Below are 20,343 nucleotides of genomic sequence, written 5' to 3'. Positions count from 1 at the left end.
ATAGAACATCTTACCTCTGTACCCTACGAGTATTAATGTACAACAATTGGTCAGAATTGCAAAGAATTTTTGTAGTTTTTTTTCATGAAATTTTTATTAAGCAACATCAAAGTTAACTTTGCGCTAGCTTTTTTAATCTCAAAAAAAAGCCAGCGTTTGTGCGCTGGCTCATAATTAATTGGTTATTTTGGTCTAAAAGTGACTAATGAGCTTGATCCCAGTTATCACCGTGACCTGCTTCTGCAACCAACGGTACTTTTAGCTCTGCTGCAGATTCCATCAATTTCTGTACTTTACTTTCAATTTCGGACAATGATGACTCTTCAACTTCAAAGACCAATTCATCGTGTACTTGCATTAATAACTTCACACGACCATTGCCTTCTTCCTGAATCCACTGATCAACCAACAGCATCGCTTTCTTAATGATGTCCGCTGCCGTACCTTGCATTGGTGCGTTGATTGCCGCACGTTCAGCAGCTTTACGACGCATCCCGTTGCGCGATTTGATTTCTGGCAAATGCAAACGTCGACCAAAAATCGTTTCAACATACCCTTTATCTGCTGCTGTGCTGCGTGTGTCTTCCATGTACTGCATCACGCCTGGGTAACGTTCAAAGTATGTATCCATGTACGCTTGAGCCTCACCACGAGGAATGCCCAATTGCTTCGCCAAACCAAACGCACTCATGCCGTAAATAAGACCGAAATTAACCGCTTTCGCACGACGACGTTGCTCACTTGAAACGTCCTCAATAGAAACACCCATGATTTCTGCTGCGGTTGCCGCGTGGATATCTTTGCCATCACGGAATGCATTCAATAAAGCTTGGTCGCCAGAAAGGTGCGCCATGATGCGCAGTTCGATTTGCGAGTAGTCGACCGCTAAGATTTTATACCCTGATGGCGCGACAAACGCTTGACGAATACGACGGCCAGCTTCGTTACGAATTGGAATGTTCTGTAAGTTCGGATCAGTAGAAGATAGACGACCCGTTGCAGTCACTGCTTGGTGGTAAGAAGTATGCACGCGTCCCGTTGATGGGTTGATCATCTTCGGCAGTTTGTCGGTGTAAGTTGATTTTAACTTCGCCAGACCACGGTATTCCAAAATCAGCTTTGGTAGTGGGTAGTCTAGCGCGAGTTCTTGCAGAACTTCTTCATTCGTCGATGGTGTGCCTGATGGCGTTTTCTTCACAACCGGTAAACCCATTTTTTCAAATAGGATGGCTTGTAATTGCTTTGGCGAGTTCATATTAAACTCTTGCTCAGCAATTTCGTACGCTTTCTTTTCAAGCTCATCAAGGCGAGCGGTAATCTCGACTGACTGCGCACTCAGCTTCATTTCATCGATAAAGACCCCAGTGCGTTCAATGCGCGAAAGAACTGGCACCAACGGCATTTCAATCTCTTCGTAAACTGTCTTCAGGCTTTCATCCTGCTCGATATTAGCAAACAAGCGATTGTGCAGACGAAGGGTCACATCCGCATCTTCTGCCGCGTATGGCGATGCTTGTTCCAGTTCGATTTGGTTAAACGTAAGCTGATTTTTGCCTTTACCTGCAATTTGCTCAAAAGAAATGCAGCTGTGCTGTAGGAAGCGAAGCGCCAAGCTGTCCATATCGTGTTTACCGCCGACACTGTTGTAGATATACGATTCCAACATCGTGTCGTGCTTGATACCTTTTAGCTCAATGTCGTAACGAGCGAGTACAGACGCATCATACTTTAAGTTTTGACCGACTTTTGCTTTCGCTGCATCTTCAAGAATTGGCTTCAGCTGTTCTAGTACCCAATCACGATCAAGCTGTTCAGGCGCATCTAAATAGTCATGTGCAACTGGCACATAAGCCGCAATACCTTCATCGACAGCGAATGACAAACCAACTAGATTCGCTAGCATGTAATCTAGGTTATCGGTCTCCGTATCAAATGCAAACAGCTCAGCCGTTTGAAGTTTATCTAGCCAAGCATTGAAGGTTTCTTTATCCAGAATTGTTTCATATTGGCTGCGATCGATTGTTACCGCAGAAGTTTCCATCTCGGCTTGAGAAGAAGAAGCTTGTGAAGATCCTGCAAGCTCTACGGCCTCCACAGATCCAGAACCGCCTTCAAGTAGTTCATTCAACCAAGATTTAAACGTCAGTTGGCCATACAGCTTCACTAATTCGTCTTTATTTGGTTCCGCTTTCAGCAATGATTCTGGCGTTTCCTCAAGCTCAACATCCAATTTGATGGTCGCGAGCTCATACGAAAGCATGGCATTTTCTTTGTTGTCGATGAGCTTTTTCGCCATGGTTTTAGAACCACGGAAACCAAGCCCTGCAATATCATCGAGGTTTTCATACAACTTCGTCAGACCACCAATACCTTGCAGTAGTGCGGTCGCCGTTTTATCACCGACACCCGGTACACCAGGAATGTTATCTACTTTATCGCCCATCAGTGCTAAGTAGTCGATGATCAACTCAGGTGGAATGCCAAACTTTTCAACCACACCTTCACGATCCATTACGACGTTCGTCATGGTGTTGATCAAGGTAATGTTATCATCCACTAGCTGCGCCATGTCTTTATCACCAGTACTGATCAATACAGGCATGCCCTTTTGTGATGCTTGGTATGCTAACGTACCGATGACGTCATCCGCCTCGACGCCAGGAACACAGATCAGCGGCAAACCCATTGCACGAATAACATTGTGTAATGGTTCAATCTGACAACGCAGGTCATCCGGCATTGGCGGACGATTCGCTTTGTATTCTGCATACATATCATCACGAAAGGTTTTTCCCTTTGCATCGAAAACCACCGCGATGCGCTCAGACGCAAACTGACGCATCATGCTGCGTAACATGTTCACGACGCCGTAAACGGCATTAGTTGGAATTTCACCATTGCTCATGGTGCCCGGGTAGGCGTGAAAAGCGCGATATAGGTAAGAAGAGCCGTCGATAAGGATCAACGGATTTTCAGGAATACTTGCCATAATTGTCTGTATCCAATTCAGTACTTGAGAGATCTGCCTAGGATGCCATGACTGCTGATCCGAATCTATCTTGTTCGCTCGATCTAGGTCGCGTAAATTTTTCCGACTTTATTCACGAAAACACCACCTCCTGTGGATAACTCTGTTTATAGAAATTATCCACTGGTTATCCAATAACAAAAAACACAAGAAAACACCAACCCAAACTATTGATTAATAACAACAAATTCGCATAACGGCGAGAAGATCAACGATCCTAAAATGATCATCGCATGTGGAAAAGATATTAATAGTGACGTCAAATAGAAATCGTAGAAAAGAAAAAAGCGACCCGAATGGGGTCGCCTAGCAGAAGTGGTAAAGCAAATTCTGTAAATAGAGCAGCTTAACCAAGAAGCTATAAATTACACTGGAAGCAATGTGAGCAATGTCGTGTCAAAAAGAATTCGTGCAAGTTCTCGGAAAAATGTTTCATCACTTCTCAACTTTCAGTTAATTAACTTCTGTTAATAAGTCACTCAACGTCCTTGTGAACTTTCCTCATTCCCTAAGACAGGTTTAATAATAATGATTCTCATTTCGTAGTCAACAGTTAAATGAGAAAAAATCTCATTTATTTTCACATTGCTTTAATGAAATGCACTCGAGATTCTCGAAGATTTACTTTTTCTTCAAACTTTTCAATTATATAGCCATTTCTCAATAACAAGCGAAGCATAGCCGGAAACTGGTTTCGAGATTTCACTTTTAATGTGTTGTAGCCTTGTTCTGCCACCCAATCCTCTTGAGCTTCCAAAAGCAGTTGTGCCACGCCTTCATTTCGAGCTTCAGGGACAACACCACCTAACCAGCTATAGAAAACACCATCCTCTAATTCGTAACCTATTTTGAAGCCGACAATCGTGCCATTTTTTTCTGCAACGAGGATTAAACTGTTTTTCTCTTCTAAACGTTGAGTCATGGAGTCTACCGTTTCTCCTTTCGAAAACTCGGTAACACGCGCCACAACTTGAAGTGCTTCTTCCAATGTGCCTTCACGAATCAGCATTGTCATTATTCTCTTCTCCAAAATAAAAATACCCAAGCACCTTGGATTGTTACTGTTGTAATCCGCCTGAGGTTACTTGGGTATATACAGACGAACAACTCTTGTTGGTCTGGTATTTCTCACTGAGCGATAATTACTCTTCTGTCGCTTCCGGAGTACGATTTAGGTGTTGAGCAGTTTGTGCATTCTCTTCTGCCAACCACTCAGCAACGTCTTTCGCAAAGTATGTTAAGATGCCATCTGCACCTGCACGTTTGAAGCACAATAGTGATTCCATCACAATTTCACGCTCTTTGAGCCAGCCATTCATGATCGCCGCTTTATGCATCGCGTACTCGCCAGAGACTTGATAAGCAAATGTCGGTACTTGAAGTTCAGTTTTTACTCGGCGAACTACATCTAAGTATGGCATACCAGGTTTAACCATCACCATGTCCGCACCTTCATTGATGTCTAGCGCCACTTCGTGAATCGCTTCATCAATGTTTGCTGGGTCCATTTGGTAGTTTTTCTTGTTGCCGCCTTTTAGATTTGAAGAAGAGCCAACCGCATCACGGAATGGTCCGTAGTAGTTCGATGCGTACTTAGCCGAGTAAGCCATGATTTGAGTATGAATGTAGCCCGCGTTTTCTAATGCTTCGCGGATCTTACCAATTCGGCCATCCATCATGTCTGAAGGCGCGACTACGTCAGCACCCGCTTCTGCATGAGACAAAGCCTGCTTAACCAATACTTCTGTGGTTTCATCATTCATTACGTAGCCATCTTCATCGATGATGCCGTCTTGGCCATGTGTCGTGAATGGGTCGAGTGCCACGTCTGTGATTACACCAATTTGAGGAATGTGTTCTTTAAGTGCTCGTACTGCTCGCTGAACCAAACCTTCTGGGTTGTAGGCTTCAGTAGCACATAAGCTTTTAGCGTCTTGGTTTACGACAGGGAAAAGCGCGATTGCTGGAACGCCTAGATTTGCAAGGTATTGTGCTTCTTCTAGCATTAAATCAATCGACAAACGCTCTACACCCGGCATGGACTCCACGCTCTCACGACGATCTTTACCCATAAGAATGAACATTGGGTAAATCAGATCATTAACAGAAAGTTGGTTCTCAGCCATCAAACGACGACTAAAATCGTGCTTACGTAAACGACGCATACGGCGTGCAGGGAATGGACCTTGAATTGATACAGACACCATTTTCTCCTTGTCTGGACGGTTATGATGATCAAATCATCTGGTGAACAAAATCATATCACTCTTGATGCATGTTGCGAGTGACAATCTGGAAAAAGGTAATGAAAAAAACTGAAAATGACCCAGCACTCACACTCAAGTATACTTCGAATACGAAACCAACCATGAAGCACAGAGAGTAACGATGATCGATACCCACGCGCACATCTATGCCAGCGAATTTGATAACGACCGCGATGAAGTAGTACAACGCGCCTTAACGCAAGGCATTAATAAAATCCTGTTGCCAAACATCGATCTGGACTCAATTGAGCCCATGCTAAAAACCGAAGCGGCATATCCTGACGTATGCCACTCAATGATGGGGCTGCACCCTTGCTATGTGGATAACAACGTTGAGCAAACGTTGGAGATCATCCGCGGCTGGTTTGAGAAACACAAGTTTATTGCGGTGGGCGAAATCGGTATCGACCTGTATTGGGACAAAACCTATCGTGCTGAGCAAGAAATGGCGTTCGTAGCTCAACTTAACTGGGCAAAAGAGATGGATTTACCGGTCGTTATCCACACTCGTGATTCGATTGAAGAAACACTCACTTTGCTACGACAAGAGCAAAATGGTCGTCTGCGTGGTGTATTCCACTGTTTTGGAGGCAGCTTAGAAGAAGCACAAGCAATCAATGAGCTAGGCTTCCACTTAGGCTTAGGTGGCGTATCAACCTTTAAGAATGGCGGGATGGATAAAGTCATTCCACATTTGGATATGCAGTGGGTCATTTTAGAAACCGACTGTCCATATTTAGCGCCGGTGCCACACCGTGGTAAACGTAATGAACCAGCCTACACTTCTCTCGTTGCACAACGTGTTGCCGACTTGCGTGATGTCGACATCGCAACCATCGATGCCATAACGACTGAGAATGCCAAAAAGCTGTTTAATATTTAATTCACGAGAATTGAAAAAAGCGACGAAATCAACGTCGCTTTTTTATCACCTAAACTATTGAATGAACGATTCAACCCGTTGAAATAGTAGAACAATCCATACAAAATTATTGATAAACATAATAATTAACTAGCAACTCTACTTACTTCTCATATCGTCACTTTACTTCGTCCGCTTTGCAAAACTGTCGACAACTCGACACATTATTTTTCTATACTGATTTACGCCCATTAATTAGCACAAATGTAAAACAGCATGAATATGGAAGTTGAAGTGTGTACACATGGTGCTTACTTACAACGCGTACCGCGCAGTTTTTTTCAAAAGCTGCTGGGCATCAAGGAAGTATACGTATGCACAAAATGTGGTTACGTCATGAAAGTTAAGTAATTAGCCCAAGAAAAAACCAACCGCAAAAAAAAGCGGCTCAATTGAGCCGCTTTTCACATCTAGATTAGCCTTATTCTTCGGTTTCCGCTTCTACTTCTTCGCTTCGACGAGTATAAAAACGCGCGAAGAACAAACCGACTTCAAACAGTAAACACATCGGAATAGCGAGTAAGGTTTGCGAGATCATGTCTGGTGGCGTTAACACCATACCTACGACAAACGCAGCCACTATAATATAAGGACGTTTCTGTCTTAAATCTTCTGGTGTAGTGGCCCCAGTCCAACACAACAAAATAATCGCAACAGGCACCTCGAATGCGATACCAAACGCCATAAATAGCGCCAGCACAAAGTCGAGATAACTCGAGATATCAGTTGCAAACTCTACTCCACCAAGAGAGATGGCGGTAAAGAAGCCAAACACCAATGGAAATACCACGAAGTAGGCAAATGCCACTCCACAGTAGAACAATAGCGAACTAGAGAACAGCAGTGGCATGATCAATCGACGTTCATGCTTGTACAAACCTGGCGCTACAAATGCCCACACTTGATACAAGATAAACGGCACCGCAATAAATACCGAAGCAATTAACGTCAGCTTAAGTGGCGTAAAAAAAGGTGACGCTACATCCGTAGCAATCATGGTCGCGCCTTCAGGTAGACGTTCTACTAAAGGTGCGGAAACAAACTCGTAAATGTGGTTAGAGAAATAAATTAGTCCGACAAACACGACCAACACTGCGAGGATTGAGCGCAGTAGTCGGTTGCGAAGCTCCAACAAATGACTAATTAAAGGTTGTGTCTGCTCGACGGTAGACATGGCAAACCTCTTATTAAAAACCAGATCAAAAAGGAGCTACCAATCACTAGTAGCTCCTCCTAATGAGACTATTCGGCTTTCTTATCTGCCGCTGTAACCTTGCTCTCTTGCGCTTTCACGGCCTCTTCGACTGCTGGCTCTGTTTTTACAGGCTCAGCCTCTGAATCGGTGTTCTTTGCGTAAGGACGATTTACAGATTGCGCAGCCTTCTTCAACTCTTCAACTGAAGATTTCAACTCAGGGGACAAATCATCCATCCCCATTTGTTCTGCTTTGCGCAAGTTTTCTTGCAGCTCTTGGACTTTCAGCTCGTGTGACAATTCGTCTTTGACGCTATTTGCCATACTCTTAGCGGCACCGATAAAGCGAGACACGCTGCGAATAGCATGAGGCAAACGCTCCGGCCCAAGAACGACCAGACCAACAACAGATATTAATACCAGTTCCCAAAAACCGATATCAAACACGTTTTACGCCTGCTCTTTGTCTTTTTTCGTTTCAGGAGCAGCTTCTTTTTTCTGCTGCTCTTCTAGACTTTTTGGTTCGAAGTCTGCGTCTTTGTCATTTTTCGCAGGTTCATCTTCGCTCATCGCTTTTTTGAAGCCCTTAACGGCACCACCCAGATCGCCACCGATACCGCGTAGTTTCTTTGTTCCGAATAGCAATACAACAATTACAGCAATGATTAGAAGTTGCCAAACACTGATACCACCCATTCTCTTTACCTCGGGTCTTTAAACAAACAAAAATATTTCAAGAGTTTAACGTCTATTGACGATAAGCTCGCCAACTAAGCAGCCAAAATGTGACACCTGCGATACCGCAGGCCAACGAAAGCTGCTCAAAAGCATCGTTCACCAATATTGCCGAGCATACGACTAAAGTCGCGCCAACGCCAAACAAAAACTTTCCTGTCGCCTGCTGGCGCTTGCTCTGGCGATACCCTTGATAAAGCTGATCCATACGTTGATTCATCGCTTTACCTTGTTTCAGGCTATCGTAAAGTAGCTCTGGCAGTTCAGGTAATTTCTCTGCCCAAAATGGTGCGCGGTCTTTAATCGCATTCACTAGAGCTTGCGGCCCAACTTGATTCATCATCCATTCTTCCAGGAATGGTTTTGCGGTCTCCCACAAATCAAGTTGAGGATATAGCTGCCTACCAAGCCCTTCCACGTACAACAGCGTTTTTTGCAACAGTACAAGTTGTGGCTGAACCTCCATATTGAATCGACGTGCCGTGTTGAACAAATTCAACAACACATGACCAAAGGAGATTTCGCACAATGGCTTAGCAAAAATAGGCTCACACACAATGCGAATCGCGAACTCAAACTCATCGACATTGGTATCCGCAGGCACCCACCCTGAATCCACATGTAACTCCGCCACTCGGCGGTAGTCACGATTGAAAAACGCCAGGAAGTTTTCCGCCAGATAACGCTTGTCTTCGCTATTAAGTGTACCAACGATTCCGCAATCTAGCCCTATCCACATTGGGTTCTCTGGATGTTCGGGTTTGACGAACACATTACCCGGATGCATATCGGCATGGAAAAAGCTGTCTCGGAACACCTGAGTGAAGAACACACTCACACCGCGTTCCGCGAGCAATTTCATATTGGTGCCATTTGCTTTCAAGCCTTCAATATCAGAGACTTGAATGCCATATATTCGCTCAGAAACCATGACAGTTTCATTACTGAAGTCGGGAAAAACTTCAGGAACATACAATTCTTCGCTGCCCTCAAAGTTGCGGCGCAACTGAATGGCATTCGCCGCCTCACGTCGCAAGTCGAGTTCATCAAGCAGGGTTTTCTCGTACTCACGCACGACTTCAACTGGTTTTAAACGACGTGCTTCAGGCATCGCTCCGGCGACTATACGCGCCATTCGGTGCATCAGTTTTAGATCTGAATCAATGACTGGGCGAATATCTGGGCGGATAACCTTTAATACCACTTCTTGGTTAGTGTCTTTTATGCGCGCAGTATGTACCTGAGCAATCGACGCAGACGCCAGTGGTTTGATATCAAACTCGGTAAACCATTTTTCTAACGGACCACCTAATGCTTGCTCCATCTGCTTTTTTGCCAACTCGCCATCAAAAGGCGCGACTTGGTCTTGAAGTAAAGCTAGGGGATCAGCGATATGCGGAGGAAATAAGTCACGGCGCGTCGACATCATCTGACCGAACTTAATCCAAACCGGCCCCAGCTCTTGCAGTGCTAAACGCAGACGTTCACCGAGTGGTTTTTCTGGGTGCTTGTTCTTAATCCAAAACAAGCTTTTGCGCAGTAAAAGCGGAGCTTTGGTCAGTTGGTGATCGGGAAGCAGCTCATCTAAACCGTATTCCAGTTGTACTTTGGCGATGTGGTATAAGCGCTTTAGTTCTGCTGGCGTCATGGTTTCTCCAATGCAGGCTTATCTGCATCCAGCTTATTCAGCAAAGCCGTTAAACGAGCTTCAATGCGAGAAGCCTGGCTGCGAACCTCATCAACTTGGTCACAGAAATAGGCCACTTCTAACGGAGCGGGAGCCAGTTTCCATTCTTCAGTCACTACTTGCGCAAGATGACGCTGGTGTTTTTCTGCTTGAGACGCAAGAAAGTTGCCGATGTTTTTTGAACCTTGCACAAAGGTATGTGCGGCGACATCGCCAGTCACGCGAGACAACCACTCTTCAACATCTGGTTTGCAATCCACCATCAACTGAGAGAATTTCTGCGCCAATTGAATATCGCCTTCGAGTTCAAGTTTATCTTGTTTAATAAGACGAGTGATGTTGGCCTGATCGCGCAGCTCTGGTAACACACTCAAGTTGAGCGATAGATAGCAGTTAGGCTGCCCTTCGTAATGACCAAGCACATCAATTTGCTGACTAAAAACGAATGTCAGTGTTTTATTGATCTCTTTCAGGTGAACTTGAATAACTTGACCTTTTAGACGCGCTAAACGACGGCCCAATGCAGGGTCGTCTTTGATCAGTGTATTCAGTGACGTTTCAATCACAGCGGTGATAAGTGGTTCAAATGGCATGCCGTTAACCCTTAGAATTTATAACCGCGATGCAAAGCCACAATACCACCAGTTAAGTTGTAGTATTTGGTGTTTTCAAAACCTGCGTCTTGCATCATGCCTTCCAGCGTTTCTTGGTCTGGATGCATACGGATTGACTCCGCTAGGTAGCGGTAACTCTCTGAGTCATTCGCAACTAGCTCACCGATTCTCGGCAACAAGTGGAATGAATATGCGTCATAGACTTTAGATAACGGCTCTAGCACTGGTTTTGAAAATTCCAACACCAATAGGCGGCCGCCTGGCTTCAGTACGCGGAACATTGAACGAAGCGCTTTGTCTTTGTCAGTCACATTACGCAAACAAAAACTGATGGTGATGACATCAAAATAATCATCTGGGAACGGCAGTTCTTCTGCGTTGGCTTGAACGTAATGCACGTTACCCACAATACCGTTATCACGCAGTTTATCGCGACCAACGTTAAGCATTGAGTTATTGATATCGGCAAGGATGACATGGCCTTCATCGCCAACAATGCGCGAGAATTTCGCCGTCAAATCCCCCGTACCACCACCTAGGTCAAGAATACGTTGGCCAGGGCGAGCGCCACTACAATCGATAGTGAAGCGCTTCCAAAGGCGGTGAATACCACCTGACATCAGGTCATTCATGATGTCGTATTTTGTTGCCACGGAGTGGAATACTTCGGCAACCTTAGTCACTTTTTCGTCTTTTGCCACTGTAGAGAAACCAAAGTGAGTGGTTTCATTCTCTAACGCTGTATTGGATTGCAAACTTGTGTCCGTCATTCTAATTCCTCTTAGGCAGCGCTTTCCTCTACGGGGCGTTTGTTGACAAATAAAATCGCCCACTGCACTGCGGGCGATTAGTTTACTTTATCCTCAGCCGGATGTCTTTCTACTAACGGGTCATTTTCTGAAAATGCATCACTCTGCGCTAACTGCGCGAGGTCGGAAGAAATCGGTCGTTTAATTTCAACTCCCAAGTGTTTAAAGCTTTCGGCTTGACGAATCACATTTCCGCGCCCTGTGGCAAGCTTGTTCATCGCACCTTGATAGCTTTGATTCGCCTTATCCAGCGCACCGCCGAGCCCCTCCATGTCGTCTACAAACAATCGTAATTTGTCGTAGAGTTTTGTCGCACGCTGCGCAATCATTTTGGCGTTTTCATTTTGGCGTTCATTGCGCCATAGATTATCAATGGTGCGCAGTGCCACCAGCAACGTTGTTGGGCTCACCAAAATGATGTTTTGCTCCATCGCGTCTTTAATCAAGCTCGGATCGGCTTGAATCGCGACTTGGAACGCCGGCTCAACCGGGATAAACATCAGAACATAGTCCAAACTCTGAATACCTTTGAGTTTGTGGTAGTCCTTCATGCTTAACCCTTTGATATGTGCACGTAGAGCGGCTAAATGCGCATTCAAAGCCTGATCGCGCTCAGCATCAGTTTCGGCGTTGAAGTAGCGCTCATAGGCAACCAGCGCCATTTTAGAATCCACAACCACTTGTTTGTTTTGTGGGAGATGAACAATGACATCAGGTTGGTAACGCTTGCCTGCTTCATTTTGTAAGTTCACCTGAGTCTGATATTCGTGCCCTTCACGCAAGCCAGATTCGGCAAGTACCCTAGCGAGCACCACTTCGCCCCAGTTACCTTGTTGTTTGTTGTCCCCTTTCAACGCTTGGGTCAAATTAACCGCTTCGCGCGTCATTTGCTCGTTCAAACGTTGCAGGTTTTTCAGCTCATGCACTAGGGTATGGCGCTCTTTAGCTTCTTGGCTAAAGCTGTCATTAACGTGCTTTTTGAACCCTTCTAACTGTTCTCTAAGCGGTGACAACAAGCCTTCTAAACTCTGACGGTTTTGCAAATCGACCTTCGCGGTTTTTTCTTCAAACAGTTGATTGGCCAAGTGCTCAAATTGTTGTTTCAAGCGTGCTTCTGCTTGTTCTAAAATTTGCAGTTTTTCGGCATTGGCTTGGTTAATTTGCTCATGGCGAGCTTGCTGTTCACGCAGTTGCGTTTCTAGACGTGATTTGTGTTCACGCATTTGACCAAGCTCATCAAAGTATTGCTGGCGCTCTTGCTTTACGGCCTCGAAGTAACGCAGTTTTTCCATAGCTGCCATCAGCTTTCCGTGTGTTTGACGCACTTCAAACGCGGCTTTATCGCGCTCATCATCTAATTCATCCAACTCTTGCTGGGCATCGGCAAGGCTTTGCTTGACCTGTTCAAGTTGCTGTTGATGAAGCTGTTTTTCTGAAACAAGTTGTTGCTCGAGAAGCTGAGTTTGGGTGATAAAACGCTGTTTCACCCACCAACCGGCAGCGACACCACTAAGCGTGGCAGCACAAAGAGAAGAGAGAATGAGAGATTGGTACTCAAGAATCCATTGCATAATAGCGAGTTAGCCTGTGTTTTGTATCTATAACAATGGTATTTAGACACTGGATAAATGTCCAGTTTGTTGGATGAAAAATCCTCGCATACACTAGGCCTTCCTATAATATTCTTTCTTCCGCTCAAATTATCCAAACCGAGCGGCACATCATCACGCAGAGGCATCATGAACGAGCGTCGCGCCCTAGGATTTGGGCTCTCAGCAGTATTACTTTGGTCTACCGTTGCAACCGCATTTAAACTCACGTTGGCAGAATTTACGCCGATTCAAATGCTATGCATTGCCAGCATCGTCTCTGCGATTGCGCTAACAGTAATCTGTGGTGTGCAAGGTAAACTGGGCCAGTTAAGCGCTACATTTTTCTCAAACCCTTGGTATTACCTACTGCTTGGGTTGATTAACCCTTTGGCGTATTACGTTATCCTGTTCAAAGCATATGACTTGCTGCCCGCATCCCAAGCCCAAGCGATCAACTACAGTTGGGCCATTACCTTGACGCTAATGGCTGCTGTTTTCTTAGGGCAGAAGATCCGAGCTAAAGATTGGCTCGCTTGCGGTTTTAGTTATGTCGGCGTGATAGTGATTGCCACACAAGGCAATCTTTTAGGCATGGAATTTGAGAGCCCGTTGGGTGTTGGTCTTGCGCTGCTATCAACGCTGCTGTGGGCCGGTTACTGGATTTTAAATACCAAAAATAAGGCCGACCCTGTGGTTGGCGTTCTGCTCGGCTTTTTGGTCGCTATTCCATTCGCCATTGGTTTAAGTCTTTATGAAGGTGCTGACTGGCAGGCAATCTCAGCTAAAGGCTGGGCAGCGGTGACGTATGTCGGACTGTTTGAAATGGGGATCACTTTCGTTTTGTGGCTGAGCGCACTCAAATCAACGCAAAACACCGCGCGTATCAGTAATCTGATCTTTGCTTCTCCATTTATCTCACTCATGTTGTTAGCTACCATCATCGGCGAAGAAATTCACCCTTCAACCTTGATTGGCCTGGTATTGATCATCAGTGGCTTAGTCATTCAGCAAGTCTCATGGGGCAAGAAAACCAAAGCGGTAAACGCTTCTTAATCACCTATCAAAAGCCCTAAAAAACGATGCAATAAGTTGGATAAAAAAGAGATATAGATAACATTTTAATGATAGAAAGCACTTTACGCTGCTAGGATTTAGCTACGCGTTGGATACGATACTCACAAAGCCCAATAGCTTACGCTAGATTCTAATATAATTACCTTTGGGCGATTTAGGACTCGTTATTTATTATGTTTCGCTTCGCTATTCCTTCGCCTTTGATGGCAGACTGGCAACACGCTCTGCGACAATGCTGTGATGTAACTCAAGCTCAGGGACAGCTTTATACTCTGAGCGATACTCAGCGGTGGCTATCGACTGAGGTGTCCACCTCAACCCAAAATCATCGTGCTATCGTCGATGTGATAACGCAAGTTGTCGATCACTTTACGCCGACAGATTTTACAGTTAGCCATACCCCCTTTGAAGAGCAAACCTTGAGCATTGGACCGATTTGGCTACCTAATGGCGAATTGCTTGCCGTACTGACACTGACTCACCCTAATGATCAATCAACGGTTGTTTCGGCATGGCTAAGCGCAATGGCGGGGCGGATCAGCTTTGATATCAACTTGTACTGTCAGCAAGAACAAACGCGACATCAAAGCGCGGAAATAAAGCCAACACCAACACTACAAGAGTTTATCGACTGCCTTGAAGACCACGTATGGATAAAAGGCATGGATGGTCTTTATTCGATGACCAACCGAAGCGTAGAAAATGCGTGGCAAAAAACCAACAGTGAAATCATTGGCAAAGACGATTTTGCTCTGTTTAGCCATGAACGTGCGGAAAAATTCATTGATGCCGATAAATTGGTGGTAGCCACGGGCACGCAAAATATTGTTGAAGAATGCCGTCAAATTGATGAAAACAATAACCCCACTTGGCTAGAAACCATTAAGTCTCCTGTCCGTGATCATGCGGGAAACTTAATCGGCATTCTGGGGATGACACGTAACATCACCCGCCGAAAAATGGTAGAAACGCAGCTCTCCTTAGCGTCCCAAATTTTCAACAATTCGCAAGAAGGCATGGTCATTACAGACCGCAATGCCAACATCATTGATGTAAACACGGCTTTTACCCAAATTACAGGTTACCGCTCTGAAGAGGTGATAGGAAAAAACCCACGAATTCTGCGCTCAGGCCATCATGATCAAGGTTTCTATCAACAGTTGTGGCATCAACTCGAAAACAAAGGCCAATGGAAAGGCGAATTCATCAACAGAAAGAAAGATGGCAGCATTTATCCGCAATTAGCGACCATTAGCGCCGTAATGGACGATAAAAACCACCTTATTAACTACATTTGTGTGTTTGAAGATATCTCTGTGCGTAAGGCACACGAAGAAAAGCTGCAGCGCATGGCTTTTTACGATCCATTAACCAATCTACCTAATCGCACCCATTTACTCAGCTTACTCGAACAACACATCGAAACCGGACACAAAAACCAGCAGACGTTTGCCACCCTATTCTTAGATATCGACCATTTCAAACACATCAACGATAGCATGGGCCACTTCTGTGGTGACCAATTGCTGTCTAAGTTAGCGATTCGTCTGCAAGATGTGCTTCACCTCAATGCGCATGTGGCTCGCATTGGCGGCGATGAATTTGTGATTATTTTGCCAGACATCCATAGTGATGTTGCCTTACTGGAAACCGTCGGCGATATTCTAAGCGTATTCCAGCAACCATTCGACTTGGCAAACCACGACTCACTTCGTGTCTCGACCAGTATTGGTATTGCCTTGTACCCAAGAGACGGTCAAGACAGTGAAACCTTACTGAAAAACGCAGACACCGCGATGTACTTAGCGAAGAAAAATGGACGCAACGGCTACGCGTTTTACTCACCGGATTTGACCGATAAATCCGTATCCCATGTACGCATTCAATCCGCTTTGCATCAAGCAATAGAAAAACAACAACTCCGGTTAGAATTCCAACCGCAATACAACTTGGAACGAAATACGATTGTCGGCGTGGAAGCTTTATTACGCTGGCAGCATCCAGAATTTGGCCTTGTACCACCAGCAGACTTTATTCCAATTGCAGAAAAAACAGGGCTGATTCAAAGCATTGGTGAGTGGGTGTTACAACAAGCTTGTTTGCAAGGTAATGCTTGGCTGGACCAAGGCATCGAGTTTGGCAAAATCGCCGTAAATGTTTCTGCGTTGCAGCTTCAGCAGTCAAATTTCATTCAGCGATTAAGTACTATCCTCGATAACACCGGATACCCTGCCCAACGGTTAGATTTGGAGATCACAGAGAGCTTTTTACTGATCGACCCTCAACAAGCCATTGCATCGTTAAATCAATTACGAGAACTGGGTATTGAGATTTCTCTGGATGACTTTGGAACTGGCTATTCGTCTTTGTCTTACTTGAAAGGTTTGCCAATCAACAAACTGAAAATTGACCGCTCATTTGTCAGTGATGTCCCAAGTAATAGCGACAGCAACGCGATTGTGAATGCCATTATTGCCATGGGAAAAACGCTGTCGTTGAAAGTCGTCGCGGAAGGGATAGAAACTCGGGAACAAGCCGATTATTTATTCGAAAAAGGCTGTATTTATGGTCAGGGATATTTATTTAGTCAGCCAGTGAGCGCTGAAAAACTGTTTCGTTGAACCAGCTTGCTCCTCAAGTCACTCTCGCGGTGCCACGTCCGCGGAGGTGATTTGTTTTGCTTGATTTTGGGTTGATTGGCATAGCTCTAGACGATCAACCAAAATATTGATACAAACCAGCAACGGCACACCGATCAATAGTCCCATTCCGCCCCAAAGCCAGCCCCAAAAAACAAGCCAAACAAAAATCACTAACGGGTTTAAGTTAAACCTTTTCCCCAATAGTGTTGGTGTAACAAACTGACTTTCAATCAAATTGAGCAGTAAATAGATAGACACCACCGTCAGCATAAAACTGACCGACTCCAACTGAAGATAAGCAACAAAGCCAAAGCTCACCATGGATATGACAGGGCCGAGGTACGGCGCAAAATTCATCACGCCTGCAAATGCGCCCCATAGAAATGGATCTTCAAGGCCTAGAACAAAAAACACGGCCCCGACACTCAACCCCAGCCCAGCATTCACTAAAGTGATGGTGCCAATGTATCGAGATAGGTCTTTCTGTAGCGCTTTGACCAACTCAATCGCTTGGCGCTGTTTGGCGAACCCATGTAAGTAAGACACTGACTTTCGAAATAAGCTTCGTCCATGATTGAGCATAAAGTAAACCATAAACAGCACGATCATCGCTTGTGTCAAAATCGTCGGCGTAGTGGTCGCGAGCGTTTTTACCAAAGAAAATACGGTGTTGTTCCCGACCTCATCCATACTCATATCGTTGGCGATATTCAATGGAGTATTAAGGTGATCAGCCGAAGCTTTAGTAACTTCGCTTACTTCTTGCGACACATTTTTCACGATACTGGGCAGCTCAGACCACCATTGCTTGGCGGGCTCCGACATGGCGGCAAGACCAATAATTGAAGCGCCAACGAGGAATGACAGCGTCAACACGACGGTAATAGCACGTGGTAAGCCTTTGTCTTCAAGATAATTAATGAAAGGACTGCACAGCAGAGAAATAAAGGTGCTAAGCACAATAGGTAACAATATTGGCTTGGCAAAATACAGCCCTGGGACGAGTAACAGGACGAGAAGCGTTGCACCAATCGCAGTGTTGGCAGGAATGTTCAATTTCGCTGTCATAATAAGCTCAGAATCGGTAAGAAAATTTTGCGGTGAAATCCGCTATTAGAGTGGTTCGCCCTCTGTCGTCGCAGCGTTGCTTACTTGTGTTGCTGCATTTCCATTTTGCTCCGCATCTGACTCATCCAGAGAAGCTGCCGCGACCGGCTTTGTGAGCGAATCGGTAATATCAGACACGCTGCTAACCAATAGCCCCATTGACGAAATAGAAGAAGTCAGTCGAGACAATCGACCTGCTTTTGCTGCGGTAACGGCAACGACAGCACTAATGCCTAATGTCGTCCAAGGGTTTTCTCTCACAAACTTCTTGGTGGTAAACGTGAACATTTCCATCGACAAACAGCATTGCTCTAGAGACGCTTTACCTTCCATCCGCTTGATCCGCATGGCTCGATTGAGCTTTTGTAGCGAGCGCATCCCACCCCTCCTGTAATTGTTCTGTCGTATTTTTGAATCCAAGAAATCCAACTAAACGCTTCTGCCACCAGGCTAAAGCAAATAATGCCAAGCCTAATGATGTGATAAATACACCCACGGCAACATACACGTTGGCAGTTAACTGATAAGCCACCACCCCAGAGGCAAGGCACAAACTGAATACGAACAATACCGACAATAGGGTAAAAACAACGGTACACAGCAAAATCTGACGCACTGCGGACACGTTAACTTTCATCTCCAAGAGGAACAAATCCAACGTTGAACCTGACCATGCTTTTAGCGATGTCGTCAGTTGGTCCAATTGCGCAAGAATGCTGCTCAAACCATTAATGGTTTGTTGGATATCCTGTTCTTCTGCCCCATCAGGGGCTCGGCCGCTGTCTGAAGCCGCCGAGCCTGATTGCTGATTGGTAACTTGCCCTGAGTTATTCATGTGAAGCCTCGCCTTTCTGTTGTGTGGCTTAATCCTTGGTGACCACTATTATTTGATCAGCTTCGAAACCGCCCAACCAGCAAGGAAGGCGCAGCCTATGCTCAGCAATGGGCGCTCCTTGATTACATTTTCTGCCGACTTAGTCGCCTGCTGAACTTGCTGCGCACCGACATCCAGCTTCTCTTTGGCTTGGTCTTTCATCGCGCCAACGGCTTCCGTCGTGGCTTGTTCCGCTAAGTGATATGCTTCTTCTAACTGCTCTTGAGGTTTTACTGTGCTTTCTTTTGTAGTAGCCATAACTAGCCTCCATTAATGAGTTGAATAGTGAATCAAGTGAAACAATGTTTGACCTCACTTACTCCCTACAAAGCCATATCCATGCCAGAATTTTAAATTATTGTTTTTTATTGATTTTATTTTTATTTCGATAAAAAGCCGTATCTGTACGTGTAATTCTTTCCAGGCTTTCCCCGCCATTCTTGTAATTTTTTCTTAGCGCCTTACCGACTGTTAGCAAGTTATTGCAAAACAAGATATTAAGTCACTGATTAATAAGACTTAAAGTTCATTGGCATACAACCTGCAACTGAAGACGAAACATCGTGTTTGTATTCCATACGCTCAAACACCCCTATCACCAGTAAATAAGGAGTGGCATATGAAAAATGAAAACATCGCCTCAATCATTGAGCTTATCGAAAGCGGAAATGAAATTTACAACAAGGCCATCGAGAACATCGACAACACTTCTTTGAATAATGTGTTGGTAGAACTGCTCAGAGTACGTGAGCGTGCAGTCATTGAGCTCACTCCCTACTCTCTAGCAAGTAACAATGAAGAATCTGCCGACGACACTCCGGTTTCCTACACCATCAAGGCGCGTGAGGTCTACAGCGACGTGATGAAGGAAGTGTCCTCTGACAAAGAGTCTATGTATTTAGAACAGCTTGAAGGTGTCGAAAGCAAGGTACTCAAAGAGATTGAGAATTTGATTACTTCCCACCCAGAGCAGGCGGATAACTCGGTTCTGCTGAAAGTTCGTAGCGATATAAAAAGCTGCAAAGAAAAACTCAGCAGCATCAGCCTTATTAGCTAAAACTTGGTGGTCGCCTTTGCAATAAAGCTCGGTATTGATCAAAGAAATGGCCAACTTGCTTTGGCCATTTCTGACAAGCCCACAGGCGCATTAACATAACCATCACGAGAAATGTCCCACGACAATAGTCATAAATAAAGAGGTCACTATGACATTGGATAACAATCGAGTAAGGGAGCTACTCGTAAAAATGACACACCATCGCCAAACGTGTTTGCCTCTCGTTAACCCGCAATCACACATGACACTCGCAAGAGCGGCATATCGATTCGTGAAAATAGAAAAAGTGATGATCAAAAAGATGGCGAAGCTGTTCTTCGATCAAGATGGTGAACAATTCATTGCAGAAAATGCCACCGAATACGGCGTTGCCGAGTTAGGCAATTACAAAGAAATGCATTTTATGAATAAACTACTGTTAGATGATTTAAAAGCCCTGCTTAGAGCCATTGACGACACCAACTTAACCGCACTTGTTTCTTATTGGTTAGCTGCTTTACAAGTTGAAAACGATGAAATTGAAAAGCACTTACCTCAGGGTGAGTAATTGTACTCGCCCTTCTTTCTTTCACTTTGTTTAAACCACATCCCCAATCAACCTAGTAAAAGGTGCAGATAGAAAAAAGCCGCTGCATCTACGCAGCGACCTTAATAGCCTTTTTACGACGCACACCAAATCATCAAACAACACAGAAAAAGCGCCATGTAGAATACGAAGCAAATGGCGCGTTATCCGCGGAT

The 20,343-nt window shown here is 44.9% G+C and carries 19 protein-coding genes; 5 read left to right on the top strand and 14 right to left on the bottom strand.

Annotated features, from left to right (window positions below; all coding sequences use genetic code 11):
* Window positions 1-202 precede the first annotated feature (202 nt).
* The 3 genes from polA to hemB form a co-directional block, all read right to left on the bottom strand.
* Window positions 203-2,989 carry a DNA polymerase I gene (polA, locus tag R7Z10_RS16655; protein ID WP_132936672.1) on the bottom strand — a complete coding sequence of 929 codons (2,787 nt, stop codon included), beginning with the start codon at window positions 2,987-2,989 and terminating at the stop codon, window positions 203-205.
* A gap of 619 nt (window positions 2,990-3,608) precedes the next feature.
* Complete coding sequence (locus R7Z10_RS16650) at window positions 3,609-4,043, bottom strand: GNAT family N-acetyltransferase (protein ID WP_005379245.1); 435 nt, start codon at window positions 4,041-4,043, stop codon at window positions 3,609-3,611.
* 127 nt (window positions 4,044-4,170) lie between these two features.
* Window positions 4,171-5,232 carry a porphobilinogen synthase gene (gene hemB, locus R7Z10_RS16645; RefSeq protein ID WP_031777176.1) on the bottom strand — a complete coding sequence of 354 codons (1,062 nt, stop codon included), beginning with the start codon at window positions 5,230-5,232 and terminating at the stop codon, window positions 4,171-4,173.
* Window positions 5,233-5,416: 184 nt separating this feature from the next.
* Between hemB and R7Z10_RS16640 the strand changes: the two genes are divergently transcribed.
* Complete coding sequence (locus tag R7Z10_RS16640; RefSeq protein WP_047103721.1) at window positions 5,417-6,178, top strand: TatD family hydrolase; 762 nt, start codon at window positions 5,417-5,419, stop codon at window positions 6,176-6,178.
* 460 nt (window positions 6,179-6,638) lie between these two features.
* Here R7Z10_RS16640 and tatC read toward each other — a convergent pair whose 3' ends face one another.
* From tatC to rmuC, 7 genes are all read right to left on the bottom strand, one after another.
* Complete coding sequence (gene tatC, locus R7Z10_RS16635; RefSeq protein ID WP_005379234.1) at window positions 6,639-7,391, bottom strand: twin-arginine translocase subunit TatC; 753 nt, start codon at window positions 7,389-7,391, stop codon at window positions 6,639-6,641.
* A 68-nt stretch (window positions 7,392-7,459) separates the two neighbouring features.
* Window positions 7,460-7,858, bottom strand: a complete 399-nt coding sequence (tatB, locus tag R7Z10_RS16630) for a Sec-independent protein translocase protein TatB (protein ID WP_017635021.1) — start codon at window positions 7,856-7,858, stop codon at window positions 7,460-7,462.
* A gap of 3 nt (window positions 7,859-7,861) precedes the next feature.
* Entirely contained in the window at window positions 7,862-8,107 is a 246-nt protein-coding gene (tatA, locus tag R7Z10_RS16625) for a Sec-independent protein translocase subunit TatA (RefSeq protein WP_005382958.1), read from the bottom strand.
* A 52-nt stretch (window positions 8,108-8,159) separates the two neighbouring features.
* A complete protein-coding gene (gene ubiB / locus R7Z10_RS16620) occupies window positions 8,160-9,794 on the bottom strand; it encodes a ubiquinone biosynthesis regulatory protein kinase UbiB (protein WP_005379226.1) in 1,635 nt (544 codons plus the stop codon).
* On the bottom strand, window positions 9,791-10,426 hold the full coding sequence (locus R7Z10_RS16615; protein ID WP_005379213.1) for an SCP2 domain-containing protein: 636 nt from the start codon (window positions 10,424-10,426) through the stop codon (window positions 9,791-9,793). Before R7Z10_RS16615 ends, ubiB begins: the two co-directional genes overlap by 4 nt.
* Window positions 10,427-10,437: 11 nt before the next feature.
* Window positions 10,438-11,217, bottom strand: a complete 780-nt coding sequence (gene ubiE, locus R7Z10_RS16610) for a bifunctional demethylmenaquinone methyltransferase/2-methoxy-6-polyprenyl-1,4-benzoquinol methylase UbiE (RefSeq protein ID WP_005379210.1) — start codon at window positions 11,215-11,217, stop codon at window positions 10,438-10,440.
* 77 nt (window positions 11,218-11,294) lie between these two features.
* Window positions 11,295-12,827, bottom strand: coding sequence for a DNA recombination protein RmuC (rmuC, locus tag R7Z10_RS16605; protein ID WP_005379209.1), 1,533 nt, complete (start codon window positions 12,825-12,827; stop codon window positions 11,295-11,297).
* A 168-nt stretch (window positions 12,828-12,995) separates the two neighbouring features.
* Here rmuC and R7Z10_RS16600 point away from each other — a divergent pair, with 168 nt between their 5' ends.
* Window positions 12,996-13,901: a DMT family transporter gene (locus R7Z10_RS16600; protein ID WP_047103718.1), complete on the top strand. Its 906-nt coding sequence runs from the start codon at window positions 12,996-12,998 to the stop codon at window positions 13,899-13,901.
* Between the two features lie 194 nt (window positions 13,902-14,095).
* The gene (locus tag R7Z10_RS16595) at window positions 14,096-16,543 is read left to right on the top strand and encodes an EAL domain-containing protein (protein ID WP_047103715.1); all 2,448 of its coding nucleotides are present in this window, start codon (window positions 14,096-14,098) and stop codon (window positions 16,541-16,543) included.
* 18 nt (window positions 16,544-16,561) lie between these two features.
* Here the strand turns inward: R7Z10_RS16595 and R7Z10_RS16590 are convergent, their stop codons facing one another.
* Genes R7Z10_RS16590 through R7Z10_RS16575 form a run of 4 tightly spaced genes read right to left on the bottom strand, consistent with a single transcriptional unit; the run spans window position 16,562 to window position 18,803 of the window.
* Window positions 16,562-17,632: an AI-2E family transporter gene (locus tag R7Z10_RS16590; protein ID WP_005379202.1), complete on the bottom strand. Its 1,071-nt coding sequence runs from the start codon at window positions 17,630-17,632 to the stop codon at window positions 16,562-16,564.
* Window positions 17,633-17,677: 45 nt separating this feature from the next.
* Window positions 17,678-18,004 carry a hypothetical protein gene (locus R7Z10_RS16585; protein ID WP_005379200.1) on the bottom strand — a complete coding sequence of 109 codons (327 nt, stop codon included), beginning with the start codon at window positions 18,002-18,004 and terminating at the stop codon, window positions 17,678-17,680.
* The gene (locus R7Z10_RS16580) at window positions 17,994-18,506 is read right to left on the bottom strand and encodes a phage holin family protein (RefSeq protein WP_047103713.1); all 513 of its coding nucleotides are present in this window, start codon (window positions 18,504-18,506) and stop codon (window positions 17,994-17,996) included. The genes R7Z10_RS16585 and R7Z10_RS16580 overlap by 11 nt, the downstream gene beginning before the upstream one ends.
* Window positions 18,507-18,554: 48 nt before the next feature.
* Complete coding sequence (locus tag R7Z10_RS16575) at window positions 18,555-18,803, bottom strand: hypothetical protein (protein ID WP_005379196.1); 249 nt, start codon at window positions 18,801-18,803, stop codon at window positions 18,555-18,557.
* A 361-nt stretch (window positions 18,804-19,164) separates the two neighbouring features.
* Between R7Z10_RS16575 and R7Z10_RS16570 the strand changes: the two genes are divergently transcribed.
* Window positions 19,165-19,602, top strand: coding sequence for a DUF2383 domain-containing protein (locus R7Z10_RS16570; RefSeq protein ID WP_005379194.1), 438 nt, complete (start codon window positions 19,165-19,167; stop codon window positions 19,600-19,602).
* A gap of 148 nt (window positions 19,603-19,750) precedes the next feature.
* Window positions 19,751-20,149: a hypothetical protein gene (locus R7Z10_RS16565; protein WP_005379193.1), complete on the top strand. Its 399-nt coding sequence runs from the start codon at window positions 19,751-19,753 to the stop codon at window positions 20,147-20,149.
* Window positions 20,150-20,343 lie beyond the last annotated feature (194 nt).

The organism is Vibrio sp. Vb1018, from assembly GCF_033338775.1.
GTDB lineage: Bacteria > Pseudomonadota > Gammaproteobacteria > Enterobacterales > Vibrionaceae > Vibrio > Vibrio alginolyticus.
The sequence above is the reverse complement of the archived record's forward strand: the minus strand, read 5'-3'. Positions and strand labels throughout refer to the sequence as shown.

Excerpts from the sequence above, each read along its gene's own strand:
- R7Z10_RS16565 (WP_005379193.1), top strand. The coding sequence starts at position 19,751 with ATGACATTGGATAACAATCGAGTAAGGGAGCTACTCGTAAAAATGACA.
- R7Z10_RS16575 (WP_005379196.1), bottom strand. The coding sequence starts at position 18,803 with ATGGCTACTACAAAAGAAAGCACAGTAAAACCTCAAGAGCAGTTAGAA.
- ubiB (WP_005379226.1), bottom strand. The coding sequence starts at position 9,794 with ATGACGCCAGCAGAACTAAAGCGCTTATACCACATCGCCAAAGTACAA.
- R7Z10_RS16615 (WP_005379213.1), bottom strand. The coding sequence starts at position 10,426 with ATGCCATTTGAACCACTTATCACCGCTGTGATTGAAACGTCACTGAAT.
- R7Z10_RS16585 (WP_005379200.1), bottom strand. The coding sequence starts at position 18,004 with ATGGAAGGTAAAGCGTCTCTAGAGCAATGCTGTTTGTCGATGGAAATG.
- ubiE (WP_005379210.1), bottom strand. The coding sequence starts at position 11,217 with ATGACGGACACAAGTTTGCAATCCAATACAGCGTTAGAGAATGAAACC.
- R7Z10_RS16650 (WP_005379245.1), bottom strand. The coding sequence starts at position 4,043 with ATGACAATGCTGATTCGTGAAGGCACATTGGAAGAAGCACTTCAAGTT.
- R7Z10_RS16590 (WP_005379202.1), bottom strand. The coding sequence starts at position 17,632 with ATGACAGCGAAATTGAACATTCCTGCCAACACTGCGATTGGTGCAACG.
- R7Z10_RS16570 (WP_005379194.1), top strand. The coding sequence starts at position 19,165 with ATGAAAAATGAAAACATCGCCTCAATCATTGAGCTTATCGAAAGCGGA.
- rmuC (WP_005379209.1), bottom strand. The coding sequence starts at position 12,827 with ATGCAATGGATTCTTGAGTACCAATCTCTCATTCTCTCTTCTCTTTGT.
- R7Z10_RS16580 (WP_047103713.1), bottom strand. The coding sequence starts at position 18,506 with ATGAATAACTCAGGGCAAGTTACCAATCAGCAATCAGGCTCGGCGGCT.
- R7Z10_RS16640 (WP_047103721.1), top strand. The coding sequence starts at position 5,417 with ATGATCGATACCCACGCGCACATCTATGCCAGCGAATTTGATAACGAC.
- R7Z10_RS16600 (WP_047103718.1), top strand. The coding sequence starts at position 12,996 with ATGAACGAGCGTCGCGCCCTAGGATTTGGGCTCTCAGCAGTATTACTT.
- R7Z10_RS16595 (WP_047103715.1), top strand. The coding sequence starts at position 14,096 with ATGTTTCGCTTCGCTATTCCTTCGCCTTTGATGGCAGACTGGCAACAC.
- polA (WP_132936672.1), bottom strand. The coding sequence starts at position 2,989 with ATGGCAAGTATTCCTGAAAATCCGTTGATCCTTATCGACGGCTCTTCT.
- tatC (WP_005379234.1), bottom strand. The coding sequence starts at position 7,391 with ATGTCTACCGTCGAGCAGACACAACCTTTAATTAGTCATTTGTTGGAG.
- tatA (WP_005382958.1), bottom strand. The coding sequence starts at position 8,107 with ATGGGTGGTATCAGTGTTTGGCAACTTCTAATCATTGCTGTAATTGTT.